Raw genomic sequence first — 22,503 nt, 5'->3', positions numbered from 1 at the left:
TGGCTATTTTTTTGGCTTTTTGGGATACCTTGGATAAAAGCCATCAAAAAACGAATGGAGCTTATACCAATACCATTTTTCTTCAATGCTCAAAGTTCTACCCGAATCTTTAACTTGGCTGCTCAAGAATCTAATTCCAGTACAACTAGCTATGAAAAAGAGTCCCAAACCAACAATTGTACAACTCGTTTGCCAATATGCGATTACTAAAAACATAGTGGTGATGGCTATAAGGCCGATGGGGCTACAGGTCGCTTTGAATCCCAAGTAGCTGAAAAAAACGACGGTGCAGAACAGAAATGGCAAAGCCGCTAACTTGGCAGATGCCGTTAATATTTCTGATGGAAAAAAATGAGCCGCAGCCAAAGTCGCCAGAAAAAGCCCCAGTGATCTAAACCAGCAGCGTGCTGGTAAAGATTTAAGTAAGTTTGTCATCTATTGGTACTCTCAAAGTGCACGGGCGGTGCACAATCAAATCATGCATCAGCATGTTAGTTCTCAAAAAGTGTTCTAGTGGTTTGCTCGGCCATAATCTCACACACAGGACATTTAAGCTGAATGCGCTGTTGAGATACCGTCAAATACAGACTACCGCATCGACACCGGTGTAAGGATGCAAGCTGTGATCTTAAATCACGAGCTAGAACCCAACCTTCATTGATGGTTAGTTTTTTCCAGGGGATCTTAGCTGGAAGATCTGCCTCTTCTCTTGCAACCAAGTACGCATCGTAAGCCTTCATCAAAGCATCGATATTTAATTGCTTGTAGACATTATCACCACCAATATTGACATAAAGCGCCATCAGCAGGGAGCCTTCAACTAGGGCTCTTCTGCTTTTAACGATGGCATCAGATTCTGGCAATTGACCAGGACAAGGTGACTTGCCAGTCACTTCTTTGTGCAGCCTTCTGATAATGTGGATTGGCAAACCTGTATCGAGCGCGATAATGGTCGTTCGAAATCCGTACTTAATAAGCAGCGAGGCTCGGGTAAACAGCTCACTTTTGGACAGGTTATCAATCATGCATCCCCCTTGTTGTTTAGGGTTGACAATAAATAAGCGATTCTTGGGATACCTGTGCCTTTGCTCTTCACCATCTCAATCAGTTGGCTTTGGTTACCCCTTGGTTGAAACAGCATGAATGATGAGGTCGCCACTCGTTGCAGGTCGTCAACACCGGCATTAATCAGTGCATCCACCACGTCGCGTGTAAGTCCAAAGCGCAAGACCGCCTCTTGCGGATCAATTCGCGCTAATTCACGTGCTGCGTGTAGGTACGCCAAATTTAATTGATAGAAGTCTTGTAGATTGGTTGTCATTGACGGACCTCCAGTTCATGTAAAATATTGCGATAGATAGAAAGCACTCTTTGCCCATACCAGCGAGCACGCTCTTCGTTCCAACTGTGATAGCGGCCTATGCCAAGCTCTAAATCGTTTGGTGAAGACTTGATTGCTTCGGCCAAAATACTGGAGCCGACAGTAAGGTTGGTGATGGGGTCTAGCAGTTCTGCTGCTGAGCTCACTCGATGCCCATGCCAATGCAAATTGATTTGCATAAGGCCAATATCGAGCTGGTATTTTTCACTCTCTTGAAGTGCCTGGTTTAACAGTTGCTCCGCTTCTGTCTTAGATTTGGCGTAGGTTGCGTTTGAACCATTGCGAATTGCGTATGGCCATGGACTGGTCATGTTAAGACCTCGATGTGAGGCTGACTCAGCCAAGGCAACGGCGTAGAGCATGACTGGATCAATACCAACACTTTGTGCTGCTTTTTCCCAGTGATAGCCCGGAAACGCATAGACTGAAGTGCTTGCGGACATGGCTATCACTAGGGCAACGGTTTTTGCTTTAATCGTTTTCATTTTTGTCCTCTAATTGATTTCCGAGAAGCGCCTGAATGGCTTTCGGGCTTATTCTTTTCAAAGGCACTGCGCTAAAATTGGCGATGCCTCTCGTGTAAACTTGTGCCGCTTTTGACCAGTCACCCACGGCAACAGGCGCTTGCATATCAAATCCTTTTTGCTGGTTCTGATGGTCTGCAATACCCTGTAATAGCCTTGGGTATTCACCCACTTCGTCCCGCAGTAAATAAGCCTGGTAGCGTGTTAAAAACTCTTTTTGCTTAAAGGGGTATTCCCTGTCATCAACTTTGCAGAGTTCAACCCATCCCCCCATGTCTGAAATCACGCGGTGGATAAGTGCATCGTCAAACATCACGGATGTCCAAGCGCCAACCTGACGAACAGCCTTGTCAACTTTGTTCCAAGCAACCATGGCTCTTGAACCCGAGTTGCCATCGATATGCTTGATGACGTCAGCGGGCTTTGGAAAAAATTGCCCAGTATCCGGTGATTGAATATGCCGAGTCAGACCGATTCGCACTTCTTCAATGCTATAAGCTCGAAGGGCTTCAAATGCGATGGATAGCAATTGCGGTGATACGCTTTTGCCATACATGGCCCAAGCTGCTCCCCAAACTTCAGCAAACTCGCGTTTATCAACCTCCTGCACTTGAACGAACCTCCCGAATACCTGGTCCGGCCCAGCTTTCAGCGATGCGACGATTGCTTTCTTCAATATTCAATTGGTGATTGCTGCCCTTTAGGCTCGTCGATGATTGCTGTACTTCATCAATGCGAACGTACTCGTCTTCCCATTGCCGGTTTAAAAGCCAGTTATGTGGCATAGGGGTCTTAGTCCGATCTTGATACTGCAATCTGTTGTCTCGTTGCTCTTTCCAGCGTGTTAGCACTTCCAAGGCGAGTTCATGGTCTTCATTGAGGCCCATGCGTAGCCATTCTTCTTTGGCTTTCGCTTTTTTTTCTTTGCGTATTTGTACATCCCAGAAGTCTTCAAACTGTATGTGGTCAACAGTTTTAACTGTTGGTTTATTGCTTCTCTCAGAGCCATCCGACCGTTGAGAGTCCCTTACCGGGTTGCCATCAGGCATAAACAATGATGAAAATTCTTCTGGAAGCCGAGCTTGGAAAGCGGCAAGTGACTTCAAAAGCGATGCCATACCAACGAAGTCGGCAGGTACATCTTTAAGTAACCGAAAGGCTGCCTTACCTTGGTTCGGGTTTTCGATTGGGTTGTGCTTCAGAAAGCTCCGAATCAAAGTCCAACCAGATCCCTCGCAACGAATGAGGAACTGATCTTGTTCTAACTCATTCAGAGCCTTGGCAACCTGTTGCTCATCCCAGTTCAAGTCAGAAGCAACGTAACCAATCGGCAATCGAAAGCAGCCAAGCAAATTACAATGTGGGCATGTAAGCAAATACAGTCCTAGCAACTTCGCTGAGTCACTCCAGGACAAAACGTTTTGCTTTAGCCAAAAGCGGGTATAGACCTTGCCATAATCACGCATGGAGGAACTCGCTTTTGTGTTTACGTAAAATGCTCACCATTATTTGCCCTTAATCCTACTGGTTACTAGCTTTCAGCTCGCTTGGGCATTCGGGATAGATGTCCGGTCTTAACTGAGATCGGGTTACCTGTCCTTGCGTAGCTTGTTCGATGGGTAAAACGAATTCAGCGGGAACACGCCCTGATTTATTCAACCAAAACCAGACGTTTTGCTGTTTTGAGTTGATGGCTCGTGCTAATGCTGATTGCCCGCCGACCAAGTCAATGGCACGGCGGAGATGTTTTTGTGTCGTGTTGAACACTTCCATACCGTCTCCTGTTACAATAATAACTGTTACAAGATTGAATGTTACAGTTTAAACTGTAGATTAGTCAACAGTTAAAATTGTTGAAAGGCTACAGTTTTATTTGTAGAATACGGGCTTATGAAAACTTTATCCGAACGACTAAACCATGCCTTGCAGCTTACTGGGGTGACTCAGTCTGAGTTGGCTCGTCGCATTGGTATCAAACAGCAGTCGATCAGCCAGATTTGCTCTGGTAAATCGGCTAGGTCTCGTTACACCATGCAGATCGCGGAGGCGCTTCGCGTGAATGCTCATTGGCTCGCCACAGGTGATGGCGAGATTGGCTTGGGGGTCGGTAATGTAGAAGTCGGGCCTGATATTAAGGGAGGAATTCCTCTCATCAACTGGGTTCAGGCCGGTGATTGGACTGAAATAGCGGAGGGATTTGCCCATGAAGATGCTGAGGAGTGGCGTGAAGTCACTGGGAAAGCACATGAGGGTTGTTTCGCACTTCGCGTAAAAGGCGACAGTATGGAAAATCCAAGCGGAAAAAAATCCATACCTGAGGGGGCAGTGATCGTTGTTGATCCTGAGTTACCTTACTCTTCAGGTTCATTGGTTGTTGCGCGTTTGGATGATTCGAAAGAAGCAACCTTTAAGCAGTTGGTTATTGATGGTGAACAGAAGTATCTAAAACCTTTGAACCCGCAATACCCGGCAATACCGATCAACGGCAACTGCACCATCATCGGTGTAGTACGACAAGCTATCATCGATTTCTGGTAGTATGGCCCTAGTAAGTTTTGTCCTTGAACTCTGATTCTGAGCGAACCGGTTGTAGCTCAATGTTGGACTCCGGTTTTTAAATTTTTATTGATATGTGTGTAAATAAGCACTGATTGAAATTGCGGGTATGAATGCGGGTATGGTTACCATCGCTGTGATAAAATTTACAATTAAAACAATGAGGTAATGCCTGTATGCTACTTATGATCGACAATTATGATTCGTTTACATACAACCTAGTGCAATATTTTCAGCGCTTAGACCAAGATGTATTAGTTAAACGAAACGATGAGATTAGCATTGCTGAAATTAAACAGCTTAACCCAGAGCATATCGTACTTTCACCCGGGCCATGTTCACCAAATGAAGCAGGTATTTCTCTGCAAGTGGTTGAACAATTAAAAGGGCAGTTGCCAATTCTTGGTATTTGCTTAGGGCACCAAACTATTGCTCAGGCTCTAGGTGCTGATGTTATTCGTGCCAAGCAAGTGATGCATGGGAAAACCTCGTTAGTTAAGCATAACAATCAAGGTGTGTTTAGCGGTTTGGCCAACCCGCTGACGGTATGCCGATACCACTCTTTAGTGGTGGATAAACAAAGCCTGCCTAGTGACTTCACTATTACCGCATGGACAGAACAAAATTCTGATTTTGATGAAATTATGGGGATCATGCATAATGATTTAGCACTTGAAGGAGTACAATTTCATCCCGAAGCAATTTTGACCCAACAAGGGCTTGAATTACTTGCTAACTTTTTAACTCGCTTCTAACCTTAGGCTAGTGAATTAACAAATATGAACGACAATACGCCTGTGCAAATGACCGAAGAAACCCGACAACAAAGGACTGCGATGGTGCTTAATGAGCGCGCACACGATCTTTTGCTTGGTCACAGTTTTGCACAGCGTCAAATTGGCTTTATTCATACCTTAGAAATTGATTATGGCGAGTCAATGGAGCAGCGTACTCTATTAGAAGTAGAGGTCGCTGCCGAGAAAAAGCGTCAAAAGAGCAGTACAGCTCACCATAAATACCGTGCTCAGGCGAGTAAACAGTTACACCAAGTAATTGAAGCTGCCATGCAAAAGCAGCTTGAAGATATTGATTCAGTTATCCACGAAACTATCGGTATCCAAGACAGTGTACCAGCTATTCTAGATATTCTAGCTGTGCGTTCAGCCTCAGTGGGTCGACTAGAGCCATTAGTTAAAGACTTAAGTTGGTTAGGTCGTGAGCTCGTTGCGTTTGTGAATTTACCTTTTTATCGAAAACAACGTAATAAACACACTTCAGTTCAAGTTGATAATCCATTATTAGCGCTGCGTTACATAGGCTTAGACAATTTAAAGTTTGTGGTGCCGACATTTGCGGTACGCCATTGGATGCCACACAGCACAGAGCCATTTCCACTACTAAAACGTCGACTTCGTGATAACTCAATGGCGTGTGCCATTGCAGCTCAAGAACTTGCTAAATTAAATGGTGTAAATGAGGTGCACGCGTTTACCTTAGGTATGCTACTCGACGTGGGTAAGATAGCGCTAGTTCGCATATACCTTCGTATTTTCGAGTTAGTTTGGCAGCGTCAAGTAACGAAAGCCCGTGATGAGCAAAAGAAAGACTTACACACTGCTTTATTAGAACTAAAACCTGATCCATTATTTTTAAGCACCTTGCTAAATAAGCAGTCGATGAAGGTAACAGCGACCGTGATTGAGCAAATGGACTTTAGATATTTGCCATTTAATGCGGTAATGCAGCAATTAACTACACCCTTAGCTAAAAACGATGAATATTTGCCACTTACTAAGGTGATTTTAAAAGCTCGTTGTTACGCGCAGTATTTAAGTTTAAATGAGCATCAATTGGTCGAAAATGACGAAACTGAACGTTGGTTTACGCACTTCGATTTCACCAAGGAAGAGCTTAATCAGCTAGCAAAATGCAATTTTGATCGCTTTCATATTCAAATTAATTAAAAAAATTGTTAATTTTTTTGCGACTATTCATTCATTGTTTATCAATCTGCAGCGACAAATTTTTTGTCATTAGCCTGTGCTTGGCTCACTAGCCGTACGCCTTTTTATAGTAATTAGACCAAAAAACAGCCTTCAAATAGTTATTCACTATCCATGAAAAAATATCTCAAGCCCTTTATTTTCAAGGGCTACATGAAAGTTTTCTAAGAGACAGGACGAAAATTTTCTGGAATAATGGATGAATGAAAATTGAACCAAAGAGTTATTTTGGTGATTTTGCGCTAAGCTCAATCGGCTAAGTAAAATGGCTTGGTTTGGCTTTAGAGCGCCACCTTGCTCTGTGTGTGCTTACAATTAAGAGGATATAAAATGACAGTCAATCGCGAATTATTTGATCAAGTAATGGTTCCTAACTATGCACCATCAAGTGTTATTCCAGTTCGAGGCGAAGGGTCTCGCGTATGGGACCAAGAAGGTCGCGAATTTATCGATTTTGCTGGTGGTATTGCTGTTAACTGTCTTGGTCATTGTCACCCAGCTCTTGTAAGTGCATTAAAAGAACAAGGCGAAAAAATTTGGCACTTATCAAATGTAATGACTAATGAGCCAGCTCTTCGCTTAGCTAAAAAGCTAACTGACGCAACATTCGCAGAAAAAGTGTATTTTGCTAACTCTGGTGCAGAAGCAAACGAAGCAGCACTTAAACTAGCACGCCGTTTTGCACTTGATAACTTTGGTGAGCAAAAGTCACAAATTATCTCATTTAACAAAGGTTTCCACGGCCGTACATTCTTTACTGTAACGGTAGGCGGTCAAGCTGCATACTCTGATGGTTTCGGTCCTAAACCGGGTGATATCGTTCACTGTGACTATAACGATTTAGCGGCATTTGAAGCGCTTATCTCAGACAACACGTGTGCGGTAATGATGGAGCCTCTGCAAGGTGAAGGCGGTATCATTTCTCCAACCGCTGAGTTTGTTGAAGGTGTTCGTGAGTTATGTACTAAGCATAATGCACTACTAATCTTTGATGAAGTACAAACAGGTGTTGGTCGTACGGGTGAGCTTTATGCTTATCAAGGTCTAAATGTAACGCCAGATATCTTAACGACTGCAAAAGCGTTAGGTGGTGGTTTCCCTATCGGTGCGATGATCACCACAACTGATATTGCTAAGCACTTAAAAGTAGGTACTCATGGCTCTACTTACGGTGGTAACCCACTAGCATGTGCAGTAGCAGAAGCAGCATTCGACACTGTTAATACGCCAGAAGTACTTAATGGCGTTAAAGAAAAGTCAGCGTTATTCCGTGAGTTACTAACTGCGATTAACGAAAAGTACAATGTATTCACTGAAATCCGTGGCGAAGGCCTATTAATTGGTGCTGTAGTAACAGAGCAGTTCAAAGGTCGTGCAAAAGAGTTTTTAGTGGCTGGTACTGCAGAAGGCGTTATGTCTTTAGTTGCTGGCGCTGATGTTGTTCGTTTCACTCCGTCACTTGTAATTCCAGAAGCTGATATCCGCGAAGGTATGGCTCGTTTCGAAAAAGCAGTTGCAAAAGTCGTTAACGGCTAAACGAAACTGTCATTTCAGGGCAAGCTAAGCTTGCCCACATTTCTTAATTTACCGTTATTTATAAGGGAGCAAGCGGACTTATGATGATCCTTCGCCCAATCCAGCAAAGCGATTACCAAGCGTTAGTAAAGATTGCTGATGAGTCAGGCCATGGCTTTACGTCTTTGCCTAATAATGAAGAGTTATTACAAAAGAAAATTGATCATTCTGTCAGCTCATTTGCTAAAGCAGCCCAGCAGCCAGGTGATGAAGGTTACTTGTTTGTTCTTGAAGATAGCGAAACGGGAGAAGTCGTAGGGACTTCGGGTATTGAAGCCGCCGTTGGTTTAGATGATGCTTTTTATCATTATCATTTAAGCAAAGTGATTCATTCATCTCGGACGCTAGACGTGTATAAAGCCGTTGATATTTTAACCCTGTGTAATGATTACACCGGTGCAACAGAGCTGTGCACATTATTCTTAAAAGATGGCTACCGTAAAAACAATAACGGTAAATTGCTTTCAAAAGCGCGCTTTATGTTTATTAACCAACATAGAGAGCGTTTTGCTGATACCGTAATTGCAGAAATGCGTGGTGTGTCAGACGAAAGTGGCGAAAGCCCATTCTGGCAATGGCTAGAAGAGCACTTTTTCTCAATGGACTTTCCAACGGCTGATTACTTGACGGGTATTGGCCAGAAAGTATTCATTGCAGAGTTAATGCCTAAATACCCAATTTACGTTAACTTACTGAGCAAAGATGCACAAGCTGTGATTGGTCAAGTGCATGACAACACACGCCCTGCGATTGAACTATTAAAGAGCGAAGGTTTTACCTTTAATGGTTATGTAGACATTTTTGATGCAGGCCCAACTGTTGAAGCAAAAGTAGATAACATTGCTACAGTAAGAAATGCCCACACGGTTAAAGTTGAAATAGGTGAAAGCCAAGGCGACACCACGGTATTGTTAGCAAATGATAAAATTGCTGATTTTAGAGCAACCGTGACTCAAGTTAGCCTATCATGCGATGCCGAGAGCATCACAATCTCAAGTGAATTAGCAAAAGCACTTCACTTAGAAGCGGGTGATTCAGTATCACTAGCAGAACTATAGAATTCAGGAGACATATTAATGACTCATGCAGCGCAATTTATTAATGGTCAATGGCAAGCAGGCCTTGGTCATACTTTTCAATCTGTAAACCCAGCAAATAATGATGTTATCTGGCAAGCAAATACTGCCACAGCTGAACAAGTAGACGGCGCAATCGCTGCTGCACGCGAAGCGTTTTACAGCTGGGCTGATAAAACATTTGCAGAGCGCTTAGCGATTGTAAAAACATTCGCAGAAACACTTAAAAAGCACAGTGAAGAATTAGCGATTGCTATCGCACAAGAAACGGGTAAACCACTTTGGGAAACACGCACTGAGGCAGGTGCTATGGTGGGTAAAATTGCTATCTCTGAAAAAGCATTTTTAGAGCGTACAGGTGATGTTGAAAACCCAATGCCACAAGGTCGTGCGATGATCCGCCACAAGCCTCATGGTGTTGTAGCTGTGTTTGGCCCTTACAACTTCCCTGGTCACTTACCAAATGGTCACATTGTGCCAGCATTATTAGCAGGCAACACTGTGGTATTTAAACCATCAGAGTTAACGCCAGCGGTTGCTGAATTAACTTTAAAGTTATGGGAAAAAGCGGGTCTTCCTGCGGGTGTAATTAACCTTGTGCAAGGTGAAGTTGAAACCGGTAAAGCGCTTGCTGCGCATAAAAGTATCGACGGGTTATTCTTTACTGGCTCTTCGCGTACTGGCCATATTTTACATGAACAGTTTGCTGGTCAGCCGGGTAAAATCTTAGCGCTAGAAATGGGTGGTAATAACCCGCTTATCGTTACTGATGTTGCTGACACTAAAGCGGCTATCCACGATATTATTCAATCAGCGTTTATCTCTACAGGTCAACGTTGTACCTGTGCACGTAAGTTATTTTTACCAGCAGGCGAGCAAGGTGATGCAATCTTAGCGGGTCTTATTAAAGCAACTAAAGCAATCAAAGTAGGTGACTACGACGCTGAAGAGCAGCCTTTCATGGGCTCAATGATTTCTGCTGCGGCAGCAGCTGGTATGGTTAAAGCGCAACAGCAGCTTGTTGAGCTTGGCGCAGAAGTGCTTGTTGAGCTTACGCACAAAGAAAATACCGGCTTTGTAACACCGGGTATTTTAGAGTGTTCGAATGTCGCTAACTTCCCAGACGAAGAGCACTTTGGACCCCTCCTTAAAGTATTCCGTTTTACCGATTTTGATGCCGCTATTGATAAAGCTAATGATACTAGCTTTGGCTTATCAGCTGGTTTGTTAAGTGACAGCGCAGCAGATTACGACCATTTCTTACGTCGTATTCGTGCGGGTATCGTAAACTGGAACAGGCCTATCACAGGTGCATCAAGTGCAGCTCCATTTGGTGGTATTGGAGCATCGGGTAACCACAGAGCAAGCGCATATTATGCTGCTGACTATTGTGCATACCCCGTAGCTTCAGTTGAGCTTGAAAAAGTAGCGATGCCAGCGACATTAAGTCCAGGCTTAAAAATCGATTAGTAATCGTAAATAACTATAAAAAGCAGCTTTGGCTGCTTTTTTTGTATGAGATGCGTGGCAAAGGTAGCAATTAAAAGCGCTTTCTGCTTAAATCTAAAGAGGTAGTTTTTTATTAGGTGTGAAGTCGTATGGTTTTAGATAGGCAAGGGTATGATGATCTTGTCATGTATCTCACTCAAAATTTAGCGCTTTTTGAGAAGCCGGGTCAAATTAAACCAGGAGCTCCAACAGTGTTAGAGCTGATTGAAGACGTGATAGCAGAAAACGTCATGTTACTTTGCGAACAACACACAGAGCTTAATACCGAACAACGCAGCCAAATTGTCCGTGAAGTCGACGGTATCGTATACGACTTACAAGAAGTGCTAAGTAGCGTTACAAATCACACAGTAACCGTTGAACAACATGCCTTTATTGACGAATTTGCCGGATTAGTGAAAAACTTATTCGATAGCGCTGTTGTAGAAAGCGCCTAATTTATAAATAACTACAAAATTCTAGTCTTTCAGCGAGTAGCTTGAAATAAGCTACTCGCTTTCATATAGCTTACCTTTTATCCCTTGCATCTGTGAGTGACTTGCTTACAATCAAACAAAATAACTTTAAGAGATAAAACACATGCAAGCGAATGTAAAATGGGTAGATGGCGATACGTTTATTGGCCTTTCAAATTCAGGTCATAATGTAGTTTTTGATGCAGGTAGTGATAGCGCAGCGCCAAGCCCAATGGAAATGGTCTTAATGTCAGCTGGGTGCTGCTCATCTGTTGATGTTGTTAGTATTTTAAAAAAAGCAAAACAATCATTTTCTGATGTGCAAGTTAAGCTAACAGCAGAGCGTGCTGAGTCAGCTCCTCGCGTGTTTACCAAGATTAATCTACACTTTGTGGTCACTGGTGATAATGTTTCAGAAAAGCACCTTGCTCGTGCCGTTCAATTGTCAGCAGAAAAGTATTGCTCTGTAGCCTTAATGCTTGATAAAACAGTAGAAATTACTCATAGTCACGAAGTTGTAGAAGAACAGGTAAAATAACGCTTTTTCCGAGCAGAAAATTCGTATAAAATCCGCGAACTTTTATTTCTGCTGGTGCAGGTTCACTCGTTTTAAGGTTGGTTTAGCATGAATAAACCCTTCGATAAAATTAAGCTTCATGGCTTTAATAACTTAACTAAGAGCTTAAGCTTTAGTATTTACGATATTTGTTACGCAAAGACTGAACAACAGCGTAAGGAATATATCGAATATATCGACGAACAGTACAGTGCTGATCGCCTGACCGATATTTTAGGTGAAGTTGTGGATATTATTGGCGCAAACATTCTAAATGTTTCTCGCCAAGATTATGATCCGCAAGGCGCTAGCGTGACAATCTTGATCTCAGAAGAGCCAATTGAACAGCAAACGACGTATGAAGTTGATGAAGCGCCGGGCCCTCTTCCTGAAACAGTTGTAGCGCACTTAGATAAGAGCCACATCTGTGTTCATACATATCCAGAAGCACACCCTGATGATGGTATTTGTACGTTCCGTGCTGATATCGAAGTATCAACATGTGGCATAATTTCGCCATTAAAAGCGTTAAACTTCTTAATTCACAGCCTTGAGTCTGATGTTGTAACCATTGACTACCGTGTACGTGGTTTTACGCGTGACGTAGATGGTGTTAAACACTATATCGATCACGCGATTAACTCAATTCAGAACTACATGACTGAAGATACTAAAGAAGCGTACCAAATGATGGACGTGAATGTGTATCAAGAGAACTTGTTCCATACTAAGATGATGTTAAAAGAAACTGACCTGAATACTTATTTATTCGGTGTTTCTACAGCGGATTTGTCTGAAGAAGAAGAAGAAGTTATCTACTCAAAGCTGACTCGCGAGATGCAAGAAATCTTCTACGGTCGTAACTTGCCAGATACAGAGTAAGTAACCACAAGCTTTAAAGAAACGGCGCGTAATGTAAGTTACGCGCCGTTTTTTATTCCTTAGAGTTGCTCATTGACTACATTAGCCTGTACTTATATGCTGGTTAAAAGGCCAATTTAAGGATAGACATGTCAGTTGTGCTCTCGCAGTCGGTATTTTTAGCAGAACAAGTTCGTGAAAATGAAGGCCCAGCAGCTAAGCGCTCTGGTGTAACTTTATATGAGCTTATGGAGCGAGCAGGGCTGGCTACTTATCAGCAAGCTATCAGCTATTTTCCTAAAGCAAGTACATTCGTTGTGCTAGCGGGCGTTGGTAACAATGCAGGTGATGGTTATGTTGTTGCTCGCTTAGCTAAACAAGCGGGCAAACAGGTTACGGTTATTGCAGCAATACCTGATAAACCACTTAAAGGTGATGCGCTAAGTGCTCAGCAAGCTTGGCTCGACGCTGGAGGGGTAATAACCACTAATGCCAGTGCTATTGAGAAAGCAGATATCATTATTGATGGCTTGCTCGGCACGGGTATTCAAAGCAAGGTGCGCGAGCCCTTTTCAACCTTGATTAAAACTGCCAACGAAAGCCAAGTGCCGATAGTTGCTATTGACTTACCCTCAGGCATTCATGCCGACACAGGTATCATACAAGGAGTTGCAATAAAAGCCGCGCTCACTGTGACTTTTGTGGGGATTAAACAGGGGTTAGTGACAGGGCAAGGTAGAGCACATGCAGGGGTACTAGAGTTTAATGATTTAGGTATTGAAGATGCTTTTTTAAAACAGACATCACCCACGGCTGAGCTTATCAATTATCAGAGCCAAGCTAGGCTTCCTGAGCGCGATAACAACAGCCATAAAACCAACCATGGTAAATTGCTGTGTGTTGGTGGTAATGCTGGCACAGCAGGTGCTATTCGTTTAACTGCAGAGGCCGCGCTTCGCAGCGGTGCGGGCATGGTCAAAGTGTATACCCATAGTAGCTCTATTCTACCTGTGAGTATTGGCCGGCCAGAATTAATGGTGACAGATACAAACCTGATTAGCGCCCTAGAGTGGGCAACCTGTGTTGCTATTGGCCCAGGCCTTGGCCAAGACACTTGGTCGGAAACAACCTTTGAAGCAGCCATGCAGTATTGCTTTACTAATAACAAGCCACTGGTTATTGATGCTGATGCACTTAATTTAATGGCTCAACATGCTTCGTCATTTCCATTAGCGAATACCGTTATCACACCACACCCCGGTGAGGCTTCAAGGTTACTTAATTGTCGCGCTAGCGATATTGAAGAAAATCGCTTTCATGCGGTAAAGCAGCTCGCACGTAGCTATACCACTACTTGTGTGCTCAAAGGTGCTGGCAGTTTAATTGCTGATAATAACCAAACATGGGTGTGTACCGACGGTAACCCTGCACTTGCGGTTGGCGGCAGTGGTGATGTTTTAACAGGTATTATCGCGGCACTTATCGCACAGGGGCTAACTCCTCAGCAAGCAGCGTGTTTGGGCGTAACATTACATGCAAAAGCCGGTGATATTGCCGCAGAGCGTGAAGGCGAAAGAGGGATGTTAGCGAGTGACTTGTTTGCGATAGTGAGGGAGTTAGTTAATAGAAGCTTTTTTGGCTAACTTTAGTGGCTGAATATTGTCAACTGAGGTATAGGTGATTAGCTTGTTAGTGGTAACATATAATCTAAGAGAACTTTAAAGTATAAGCAGTTTTGTTTACTGAAATTATTTAATAAAAAGCTCTTAATTCCAGTTGATTATGGTGTGTTCATATCAATTTCATAAAAAGAGAATAAAAGTTAAATTTTAATTAACAGGGAGTTTTCTATCTCGTTAATTAATTTCTACTGCTTTGCTTTATTATCACTTGATTTGATAGTTTTTTATTGTTTTAGTAGGCATATGTAAATTGTTAATGGATTGAGTTAATGCTTAATAAGGATGTACCTTTTGAAAATTGTTTACCTTTTATTATTGGTGTTACAGGTCATCGTGATTTAGACCAGCCGGAACGCTATAAAGATGATATTCGTAAAGCACTGACTTTTTGGCTTGATGAAGTCGATCCAAGCACACCTATTTGGTTTTTGTCTGGGTTGGCTATTGGTGCAGATTTACTTGCAACGGAAGTCGCACTAGAGTTACAGGAAACAGTTAAAGATAAAAAGCTGAAAATCATTGGTTGTTTACCAATGCCCTTAGAAAATTATGCAATGGATTTTGAGGGGCTTCAATATGCGCCTGCTGCACGCGAAAAACTCTATAATGTGATCGCTCAACTCAAAAAAGATGAAAATGAGCTAATAGAAGTACGTCATAGCCTTAGTCACGAAACTTACCACTCAGCTATACACGATAAATCATATAGCTCTGCGAGAAATAGCTTATACTTAAATCAGGGCCTTTTTATTGCAAAATATAGTAATGTATTAATTTCTTTGTGGGATGGTAAAGAGGCTAAGGGGATTGGCGGGACTGCAGATATTGTTAGATATAAACTTGGTGATAAGGTGTCTTGGCCTGTTGGAACTGAAAACCCTGCCTTGCAGTCAACTTCTGATTTTGATGGACAAACACCAGGTTTAGTTCATCACCTTTTAGCTTCTCGTCATAATTCGGGCGAATCATTAACTATAAACTGTAAAACTGAATTTACTCAGCATATAACGAATATCAGTATTCCAATAGGCGAGTTGTATTCAAGCATAGGCAAATCAGAAAAAGCTGATAGCTTTCTGCAAAGTTTTTTGTCTAGGGAATTTAAAAAACTTACCTCTGATTTGACTTTATTTAATCGTCAGGCGAGAGACTTAGAGATTGGCCAAGAGCATGATAATGACGTTGGATTGGAAGAGACCGCATCTATTTTCAAAGCTGCAGATGCGCTAGCCTTATTAACCCAGACAACTTACCGAAACTTCGTTTTGGTGTTTTTTTTACTCGCAATACCTGGTTATTGCTTGTATGAAATCTCAAGTAATTGGGTTAATACGGGAGTTGGACTAGGTATTTTTTCTATTATTTTTATGGTGATCTTAAGCTGTTGGTGGGTGATCAAAAAAACAACTAATCAGGATATAAAATGGAAGTATCAGCTTGCCCGAGGAGTTGCAGAAGCAATGCGAGTTAGAGGCTTTTTGAATATCGCTAATGTTGAGCCCTCAGCAACGACATTAATTCCTCGCCGTTTCAGGTTACATTTTCCGTTACTAAACCATGCTGTAAGCGTAGCTGAATTTGATTGGTGGCGACATCCTAGCGAATTTAATAAACAGTACATAGAACAGAAGTGGTTGCATGACCAACTTAACTTTTTAAATTCCAGACTTCAACAAAGCGCTAATTCCTTTAGCGAATTACTATATAAACGACCAAGTTATGCCGCTAATCTAGCAAGTAAGTTTTCGCGAGGCTTTTTTTATGGGGCTATCTTTACAGGCGTTGCTTTGATGGTATTAATGTCAATTCAATATATGTTTAAGGTAACGCTTTTTCTGCATTTAAATACGTGGCTGATGTTATTGCTTCAATACAACCTTATGATCTCAGGTTTGATAATGCTTTGGAGTGAGCTTGCTGGCTATGAAGTGACTGCAAAGGGGTATGAGAGTTTAGAAGAGTTGTATAAGCGAGCTCAGATCTTATTGACCGATGAGTTAACTCCATCAAAAAAACAGATGTTGTTAGATTTAGCTCATGAGGCGATGGTTGAGCATGTTATGTGGACAACAGCAGAAATGAAAAATGATTTAAAGAATAAGCAATGAACAAAAAAAATGAAAGGAATAAAAAAGCATGAATTCACCAGTACTAGGATGTTGCACTGTAAAAAACGTTTCTCAAATCACACAGCAAAAAGTACAACGAGTTAATTTAATAAATGGCTATCACGTTGAATGGCAAAATAGTCAGGAATTTAACCTGATTTGTGAAGATGAAGATGTTAATAAAGTAATATCCCAACACCAAGATACCATATCACAGGTTATGGCGCTCCAACATAGAGATAATGACGGGGGGTTTTTAACAGTTGGCTTGGATAATACGATTCAGGTGTTCACTTATTATGGTGAAAATATTGCTACACTTCAAGATCATGAGGATCTCATTCTTGGTGTATTCGAATTAAAAAATGGCGATATTGTTACTGTTTGTAAGGATAATACGCTTCGATTCTATGAGCCTTTAACGGGTCTTTATAAATCATCTATCGAAGCCAGTGCTCCAAACGTTGAAGCAGTACAGTTTTTCTCAAATGTTGAAGAGCTGGCGGTCACGGAGCCGGATGGGGTGAGCATCTGGCGCTTTTCTGGCGAGCATGTACTTAAACTAAGAGGACAGAAAAAAGCATTAAATTATGTTTATGGTTTAAGTAATGGTAATTGGCTTGTTTGGGGTGACGAAGAAAACACGAGTTTATGGTCAGCACAAGGGTCATGTCTTAAGCGTTTTAATTTTAATTTCTCATACCAAGATGGGTTTATTATAAGAGAAAAACAATTACTTATTAAAAATGAAAATGGACTCGTTTCGCTGTGGGACATTAATGGTGTGTTTATAGATAAGCATGAGCCTAATATTGAAATTGAAGATTTATTTTCATTGTTAGCGAAAACTAAAAGCGAGGTTGAATATCATATAAAGAAACATCCTACTATTAATTATTACAAGCATCTAAGGAACTTTATACAAAAAGACTGTGTTTTAGTTCCAAATAAAGAACTGTCCGAGCAAAAACTTAATTTTGAAAATGACCCTCAGCAGAAAGAGTTATGGGATTTTTTCAATCGCCCGATACCGCGATTACTTACAACCGCAATGAAAACAGAGATCAAAACAGCGCGTTCAGCAGAAAAGAAATTAAATGATAAAATAGAAACTGCACAAGCTGATCTCGAGTTTCACCAGAAAAAACGTCGAAATAATAAGTTTATTAGCTTCGCGATGTTGTTTTTAACCCTTCTAATTACTTCAATTGGTGCCTATTTCACCTTAGAAAGTAATGCTCCAGATAAATTTAATCAATTAGCTAAGCAGTATATAGAATCTTATCGTTTAATGAGACTTGATGATTTATTGACGACTTTCATTTCTTTTGCTGGAGCTACATTAATATTGTGTATTATTTTCTTTTTAAAGAATAGATCTCAGAAGAATAAACAGTTGATACAAAAGAGTAACTTAACATTATTAAATGCACTCTTACCCACATTTCTAAATGTTATTGATACTGTAAAAGCACATAGAACAAAAATATGGCGCAGTGTTCCACTCCGACAAAACAGCAAACTCTACAACGGTGAGTCTGCAAATAAAATTATTCAACATGTTATTAAGACCAAGCTTGAAAAGTTAGCCTTAGAAGAGTGTGGGTTAGATAAAGAAGATGTTACTTACTCTGGTCACGAAGCGATAATCCTGAGTGATTGGGCGCAAATTCAGTCTGATGAAAAGCGAGAGAACATTGTTAATAAACTAAACAGTGGAAATGAGTGGAGTTTTTGGGGTGATGAAAATGGCTCATTAATCTTTGCAGTTCAATATATTCAGTTTATCTTTCTGACGAATGAGAAAATAGACTTATTTACTACATTTTATGACTTCATAAGCCAAAAGTGCATAGGTAAAGAAGCAAATGCTTTCTACTACAAAGATGTCACTAATATCTCTAAGCGTGAAGTTGAGCGCCAAAACTGGAACGTAAGCGATGGAATTACTGCAACTGAAATCTCATTATCTGTAGCAAGTAGCGATAAAATCAGGTTGACAATTCTTAATGAAGAGAGTTTTAAAGATATCGTTCAGGCTGCTAAAAAGCATGACGAAAATGAGAAAAAAAGTAATCGAATTATACATCTCGAACTAGAAGCAAGAAAGCAACAAGTAGAGCAAGATCCAGACATGGATGATGAGGAAAAAGCAGAAGAGTTAGCGGATATTCAAACTCAATTCGAATCAATGAACAGGGATAATTCGATTTTAGATAGTGTTGTTTCAACAAATAAAGCGGACGAAGCGATTAAAAATATTCGTGCTCATATTCGTAATCATAAACAGGAAGGCAATGAATAAATTATTTCTTAGTTATAGTTCTGCAGATAAAGTTATTGCCAGCTCTCTTAAAGCGAGCTTTGAGAGGAATGGCTATCAGGTTTGGTTTGATCAGGCGAATATCGCCACGGGTGATCATTATGCTGATTGTATTCCAAAGGGGCTAAAAGAGTCTGATTTGTTTTTAGTATTATGTACTAAAAACTCAATGGGTGATGCTCGGATTAATTTTAAAGGCTCAAAAGAAATAATTAAAGAACTTGAACTTGCAAATAGATTGGGCCTAAAAATACTGCGACTGAAAGCTGACGATACGCCAGATTCAGCTTTTGATGATGCATATCAATACCACCTATCAATCATTCAATGGGAAGATATTTGTGCTGCTGTTGCTCTGGGTGACTATACGTCAATTGTTCCAAAAATTATGGATAGGGTCACTGGGGAAAATACAGAAAGTTTAGATAGCCTCTACATAAAGCAAGTTATCAGCGCACTTAAAACGAAAAATACAAGCGAAGCATTAACTATTTTAGAGTCACACCATTTTCAGGGCGAGAATAAGGATGAAGTAAAATACTTATTTTTAATGGCAAAATTGCAATCTCAGCTAAAGGCAAAGCCGTTAAATCGGCTAACAAAGATATTCGTTGATAACTGTGCTTGCGAGTTTTATACCCTCATGAAAACTAACATGATGACGGCTGCAGCTTATAGTTTGGCTATACTTTCACGTCATTTTTATGAAGAAAATTGCATCGCAGATGCTACAGAGGGGTTTGAAAAACTAAGAGCACAGGCTAGAAGCAGTGGGAGAGTCAAAGCAAAATATAAAAGAGTTGCAGAAACGATTTTACCTGCGAATAACCGCTTTTCATTAGACTGGGATTTTTAACATTATTAGGGGAAAAACTACAAACTTTCTCTAGAGAAGTGAGAAGTTTCAACATCTACACCTCTCCCCTATGATTGAGTAGGTGTTTATTAAAGGCAGATGTTATTTAGCTTTTGAGAGAATGTCTTACGGATGAACTGTGAGAATTAATTATATTTCTTAAAAAGATATAGAAAAGTGGTAAGTGTATACCTAAATATACAAAAGGGTTTACCCATGTCTCTATAAATGTCTCTACAGAGGATGAATAAACCCTTATAAATTCAATGGTTAGGCTGTTTGGCAATAATTACATCATGCCGCCCATACCACCCATGCCGCCCATGCCGCCCATATCTGGAGCAGCTGGCTCATCTTTCGGGATTTCAGCAACCATTGCTTCAGTTGTGATCATAAGACCCGCGATTGAAGCTGCGTACTGTAGTGCAGAGCGCGTTACTTTAGTTGGGTCTAAGATACCCATTTCGATCATATCGTTGTACTCGCCTGATGCTGCGTTGTAACCGTAGTTACCTTCACCGCCTTTCACTGAGTTAACAACAACAGATGCTTCGTCACCTGCGTTAGTTACGATTTGACGAAGTGGTGCTTCCATCGCACGTAGTGCAACTTTAATACCGTGGCTTTGGTCTTCGTTGTCGCCAGCAAGTTCAACAAGTTTGCTTGCTACGCGAACTAGTGCAACACCACCACCTGGTACAACACCTTCTTCAACCGCTGCGCGAGTTGCGTGTAGTGCATCTTCAACGCGGTCTTTCTTCTCTTTCATTTCGATTTCAGTTGCTGCGCCAACTTTGATTACTGCAACACCGCCAGCTAGTTTAGCCATACGCTCTTGTAGTTTCTCTTTATCGTAGTCTGACGTCGCTTCTTCGATTTGTGCTTTGATTTGTGCAACACGACCATTGATGCCGTCTTCTTCGCCTGCACCGTCGATGATTGTTGTATCATCTTTAGTGATCACAACGCGCTTCGCTGTACCTAGGTCTTCGATTGTTGCTTTTTCAAGCTCTAAACCGATTTCTTCAGAAATTACAGTACCACCTGTTAATACTGCGATGTCTTGCAGCATTGCTTTACGACGGTCGCCAAAACCTGGTGCTTTAACCGCAGATACTTTAACGATGCCGCGCATGTTGTTCACAACAAGTGTTGCCAGTGCTTCACCTTCAAGATCTTCAGCAATGATAAGTAGTGGCTTGCTAGCTTTAGCAACGGCTTCTAATGTAGGTAGTAGCTCACGGATGTTAGATACTTTTTTGTCTACAAGTAGAATGAATGGGTTGTCTAGCTCTACAGCGCCTTTTTCAGCGTTGTTGATGAAGTATGGAGAAAGGTAACCGCGGTCAAACTGCATACCTTCAACTACGTCTAGTTCGTTTTCTAACGACTGACCTTCTTCAACAGTGATAACGCCTGAATCACGGCCCACTTTTTCCATTGCTTCAGCAATGATGTCACCGATTTCTTTATCGGAGTTAGCAGAAATAGTACCTACTTGTGCAATCGCTTTAGTGTCTGCACATGGAACAGAAAGCGCTTTAAGCTCTTCAACTGCTGCGATAACTGCTTTGTCGATACCGCGCTTAAGATCCATTGGGTTCATGCCCGCTGCAACTGCTTTTAAACCTTCGTTTACGATAGCTTGCGCTAATACTGTTGCAGTTGTTGTACCGTCACCTGCAGCGTCATTCGCTTTAGACGCTACTTCTTTAACCATTTGTGCGCCCATGTTTTCGAACTTGTCTTCAAGCTCGATCTCTTTAGCTACAGATACACCGTCTTTAGTGATTACTGGCGCGCCGAATGATTTATCTAATACAACGTTACGGCCTTTAGGACCTAAAGTTACTCTTACTGCGTTTGCTAAAATATTTACGCCAGTTAGCATTTTGCCACGTGCGTCACCTGCAAAAAGTACTTCTTTTGCTGCCATGATTAAATTCCTCTTAAATTCTGTAAACGGGTTGCTAAACGAAAAGTAGGATTAGCCTACAATGCCTAGAATGTTATCTTCACGCATGATCAGGTACTCTTGACCTTCGATCTTTTCAGCTTTTTCAACATAAGAGCCGAACAGCACAGTGTCACCGGCTTTAACTTCTAATGCTCTTACTTCACCGTTGTCTAAAACACGGCCATTACCAACAGCGATAACTTCTCCGCGAGTTGATTTTTCAGCTGCAGAGCCAGTTAATACAATACCGCCAGCAGACTTAGTTTCTTCTTCTAGACGCTTAACGATGACGCGATCATGTAAAGGACGAATGTTCATTTATTTAGTTCTCCTAACAGTTTCTGAACAGTACAGAAAAAATCTTGTGTTATTGCAGGGGAGTGCTAAGCCACCCGTTGCGTTTCATTGCATTCATTAATGGGGGTGGCTTAAAAAAATCCAAGTACAAAAATTAAAAAATTTTAATCTTTTCGCTCAAATTCACCATCAATAGTTGTCGGTTGATGGTTTGGCTCTTCATGAGTGGTTGTTTTACTATGATATTGGAAGTGTGCAGAGCCTTGATTTGCCTGCGAACTCATACGCACAGTTGCTTGACTAGCAAGGCCTGCAGCCAGTTTGTTGCGAATTGCTGGCGTGAGTAGTAAAAAGCCAAAAAAGTCAGTCATGATGCCTGGTGTCATTAATAAAACACCGGCGATAATGACACATAATCCAGTAAATAATTCTTTTGCAGGCATTTGCCCTTGTGCCATTTGTAATTGCACGTTTTGAATCGCGCCCATACCTTGCTGCTTCACTAATTTCGCACCGACAATCGCGGTCACAATTACAAGCGCTATGGTGGCAAAGCCGCCGATCACTTCACTCACTTGGATGAGTAACGCGATCTCCACAATCGGCACTAAAATAAATAACAAAAACAAAAATCTAAACATAACGCTCTCTAAAAAATGTCATTCTCTTTCGAGTCAGTGAAATATAAATTGGGGTGAGCAGGTCATTTTTCAAGACGGAACCTAGGATCACCTTGCTCGCTACACATTATAGTTACTATCGGCTACTATGGTGCGACTCACGT

Annotated in this window: 23 protein-coding genes; 13 read left to right on the top strand and 10 right to left on the bottom strand. The window is 41.5% G+C overall.

What is annotated here, in order from left to right; all coding sequences use genetic code 11:
- Nucleotides 1–3 precede the first annotated feature (3 nt).
- The 7 genes from eexS to J8Z25_RS15300 are packed head-to-tail and all read right to left on the bottom strand — an operon-like array spanning nt 4 to nt 3,678.
- Nucleotides 4–435 (bottom strand): entry exclusion protein EexS, encoded by a 432-nt coding sequence (gene eexS, locus J8Z25_RS15330; protein WP_250661350.1) that lies wholly within the window; start codon nt 433–435, stop codon nt 4–6.
- Nucleotides 436–491: 56 nt separating this feature from the next.
- Entirely contained in the window at nt 492–1,025 is a 534-nt protein-coding gene (locus J8Z25_RS15325; RefSeq protein ID WP_188727006.1) for a FlhC family transcriptional regulator, read from the bottom strand.
- Nucleotides 1,022–1,321: a flagellar transcriptional regulator FlhD gene (locus J8Z25_RS15320; protein WP_250661349.1), complete on the bottom strand. Its 300-nt coding sequence runs from the start codon at nt 1,319–1,321 to the stop codon at nt 1,022–1,024. Before J8Z25_RS15320 ends, J8Z25_RS15325 begins: the two co-directional genes overlap by 4 nt.
- Nucleotides 1,318–1,866 (bottom strand): lytic transglycosylase domain-containing protein, encoded by a 549-nt coding sequence (locus J8Z25_RS15315; protein WP_217875195.1) that lies wholly within the window; start codon nt 1,864–1,866, stop codon nt 1,318–1,320. The genes J8Z25_RS15320 and J8Z25_RS15315 overlap by 4 nt, the downstream gene beginning before the upstream one ends.
- On the bottom strand, nt 1,853–2,515 hold the full coding sequence (locus tag J8Z25_RS15310) for a DUF6475 domain-containing protein (RefSeq protein WP_001158521.1): 663 nt from the start codon (nt 2,513–2,515) through the stop codon (nt 1,853–1,855). Before J8Z25_RS15310 ends, J8Z25_RS15315 begins: the two co-directional genes overlap by 14 nt.
- Nucleotides 2,502–3,371, bottom strand: a complete 870-nt coding sequence (locus J8Z25_RS15305) for a hypothetical protein (RefSeq protein WP_188727000.1) — start codon at nt 3,369–3,371, stop codon at nt 2,502–2,504. The genes J8Z25_RS15310 and J8Z25_RS15305 overlap by 14 nt, the downstream gene beginning before the upstream one ends.
- A 55-nt stretch (nt 3,372–3,426) precedes the next feature.
- Entirely contained in the window at nt 3,427–3,678 is a 252-nt protein-coding gene (locus tag J8Z25_RS15300; protein ID WP_000451746.1) for a helix-turn-helix domain-containing protein, read from the bottom strand.
- Nucleotides 3,679–3,795: 117 nt separating this feature from the next.
- On the opposite strand from J8Z25_RS15300, the gene J8Z25_RS15295 reads away from it, so the two are divergent.
- The 13 genes from J8Z25_RS15295 to J8Z25_RS15235 all read left to right on the top strand — a co-directional run bounded on the left by J8Z25_RS15295 (nt 3,796) and on the right by J8Z25_RS15235 (nt 19,465).
- Nucleotides 3,796–4,443 carry a LexA family protein gene (locus J8Z25_RS15295; RefSeq protein ID WP_250661348.1) on the top strand — a complete coding sequence of 216 codons (648 nt, stop codon included), beginning with the start codon at nt 3,796–3,798 and terminating at the stop codon, nt 4,441–4,443.
- A 194-nt stretch (nt 4,444–4,637) separates the two neighbouring features.
- Nucleotides 4,638–5,216, top strand: a complete 579-nt coding sequence (locus tag J8Z25_RS15290) for an anthranilate synthase component II (RefSeq protein ID WP_250661347.1) — start codon at nt 4,638–4,640, stop codon at nt 5,214–5,216.
- A 48-nt stretch (nt 5,217–5,264) separates the two neighbouring features.
- A complete protein-coding gene (locus J8Z25_RS15285; RefSeq protein WP_130052232.1) occupies nt 5,265–6,425 on the top strand; it encodes an HDOD domain-containing protein in 1,161 nt (386 codons plus the stop codon).
- 369 nt (nt 6,426–6,794) lie between these two features.
- Complete coding sequence (locus J8Z25_RS15280) at nt 6,795–8,000, top strand: aspartate aminotransferase family protein (protein ID WP_054552417.1); 1,206 nt, start codon at nt 6,795–6,797, stop codon at nt 7,998–8,000.
- A gap of 80 nt (nt 8,001–8,080) precedes the next feature.
- Nucleotides 8,081–9,097 carry an arginine N-succinyltransferase gene (gene astA / locus J8Z25_RS15275; RefSeq protein ID WP_130050346.1) on the top strand — a complete coding sequence of 339 codons (1,017 nt, stop codon included), beginning with the start codon at nt 8,081–8,083 and terminating at the stop codon, nt 9,095–9,097.
- An 18-nt stretch (nt 9,098–9,115) separates the two neighbouring features.
- The gene (gene astD / locus J8Z25_RS15270; RefSeq protein WP_250661346.1) at nt 9,116–10,585 is read left to right on the top strand and encodes a succinylglutamate-semialdehyde dehydrogenase; all 1,470 of its coding nucleotides are present in this window, start codon (nt 9,116–9,118) and stop codon (nt 10,583–10,585) included.
- A gap of 128 nt (nt 10,586–10,713) precedes the next feature.
- Complete coding sequence (locus J8Z25_RS15265; RefSeq protein ID WP_054563480.1) at nt 10,714–11,061, top strand: DUF3802 family protein; 348 nt, start codon at nt 10,714–10,716, stop codon at nt 11,059–11,061.
- Between the two features lie 142 nt (nt 11,062–11,203).
- Nucleotides 11,204–11,617 carry an OsmC family protein gene (locus tag J8Z25_RS15260; RefSeq protein WP_250661345.1) on the top strand — a complete coding sequence of 138 codons (414 nt, stop codon included), beginning with the start codon at nt 11,204–11,206 and terminating at the stop codon, nt 11,615–11,617.
- Nucleotides 11,618–11,704: 87 nt separating this feature from the next.
- Nucleotides 11,705–12,517, top strand: coding sequence for an adenosylmethionine decarboxylase (gene speD, locus J8Z25_RS15255; protein ID WP_130050349.1), 813 nt, complete (start codon nt 11,705–11,707; stop codon nt 12,515–12,517).
- Nucleotides 12,518–12,645: 128 nt separating this feature from the next.
- The gene (locus tag J8Z25_RS15250; protein WP_250661344.1) at nt 12,646–14,139 is read left to right on the top strand and encodes an NAD(P)H-hydrate dehydratase; all 1,494 of its coding nucleotides are present in this window, start codon (nt 12,646–12,648) and stop codon (nt 14,137–14,139) included.
- 308 nt (nt 14,140–14,447) lie between these two features.
- The gene (locus J8Z25_RS15245) at nt 14,448–16,286 is read left to right on the top strand and encodes an LOG family protein (RefSeq protein ID WP_250661343.1); all 1,839 of its coding nucleotides are present in this window, start codon (nt 14,448–14,450) and stop codon (nt 16,284–16,286) included.
- Nucleotides 16,287–16,314: 28 nt separating this feature from the next.
- Nucleotides 16,315–18,591: a WD40 repeat domain-containing protein gene (locus tag J8Z25_RS15240; protein ID WP_250661342.1), complete on the top strand. Its 2,277-nt coding sequence runs from the start codon at nt 16,315–16,317 to the stop codon at nt 18,589–18,591.
- Complete coding sequence (locus J8Z25_RS15235) at nt 18,584–19,465, top strand: toll/interleukin-1 receptor domain-containing protein (RefSeq protein ID WP_250661341.1); 882 nt, start codon at nt 18,584–18,586, stop codon at nt 19,463–19,465. Before J8Z25_RS15240 ends, J8Z25_RS15235 begins: the two co-directional genes overlap by 8 nt.
- Before the next feature lie 289 nt (nt 19,466–19,754).
- Here J8Z25_RS15235 and groL read toward each other — a convergent pair whose 3' ends face one another.
- From groL to J8Z25_RS15220, 3 genes are all read right to left on the bottom strand, one after another.
- On the bottom strand, nt 19,755–21,401 hold the full coding sequence (gene groL, locus J8Z25_RS15230) for a chaperonin GroEL (RefSeq protein ID WP_217875189.1): 1,647 nt from the start codon (nt 21,399–21,401) through the stop codon (nt 19,755–19,757).
- 51 nt (nt 21,402–21,452) lie between these two features.
- Nucleotides 21,453–21,740 carry a co-chaperone GroES gene (locus tag J8Z25_RS15225; RefSeq protein WP_036973362.1) on the bottom strand — a complete coding sequence of 96 codons (288 nt, stop codon included), beginning with the start codon at nt 21,738–21,740 and terminating at the stop codon, nt 21,453–21,455.
- Nucleotides 21,741–21,883: 143 nt separating this feature from the next.
- Nucleotides 21,884–22,360: an FxsA family protein gene (locus J8Z25_RS15220; RefSeq protein ID WP_054552425.1), complete on the bottom strand. Its 477-nt coding sequence runs from the start codon at nt 22,358–22,360 to the stop codon at nt 21,884–21,886.
- Nucleotides 22,361–22,503 lie beyond the last annotated feature (143 nt).

Origin of the sequence: Pseudoalteromonas sp. SCSIO 43101 (assembly GCF_023650775.1) — a bacterium.
Taxonomy (GTDB): Bacteria; Pseudomonadota; Gammaproteobacteria; order Enterobacterales; family Alteromonadaceae; genus Pseudoalteromonas; species Pseudoalteromonas apostichopi.
This window is presented reverse-complemented; position numbering and strand designations above follow the sequence as displayed.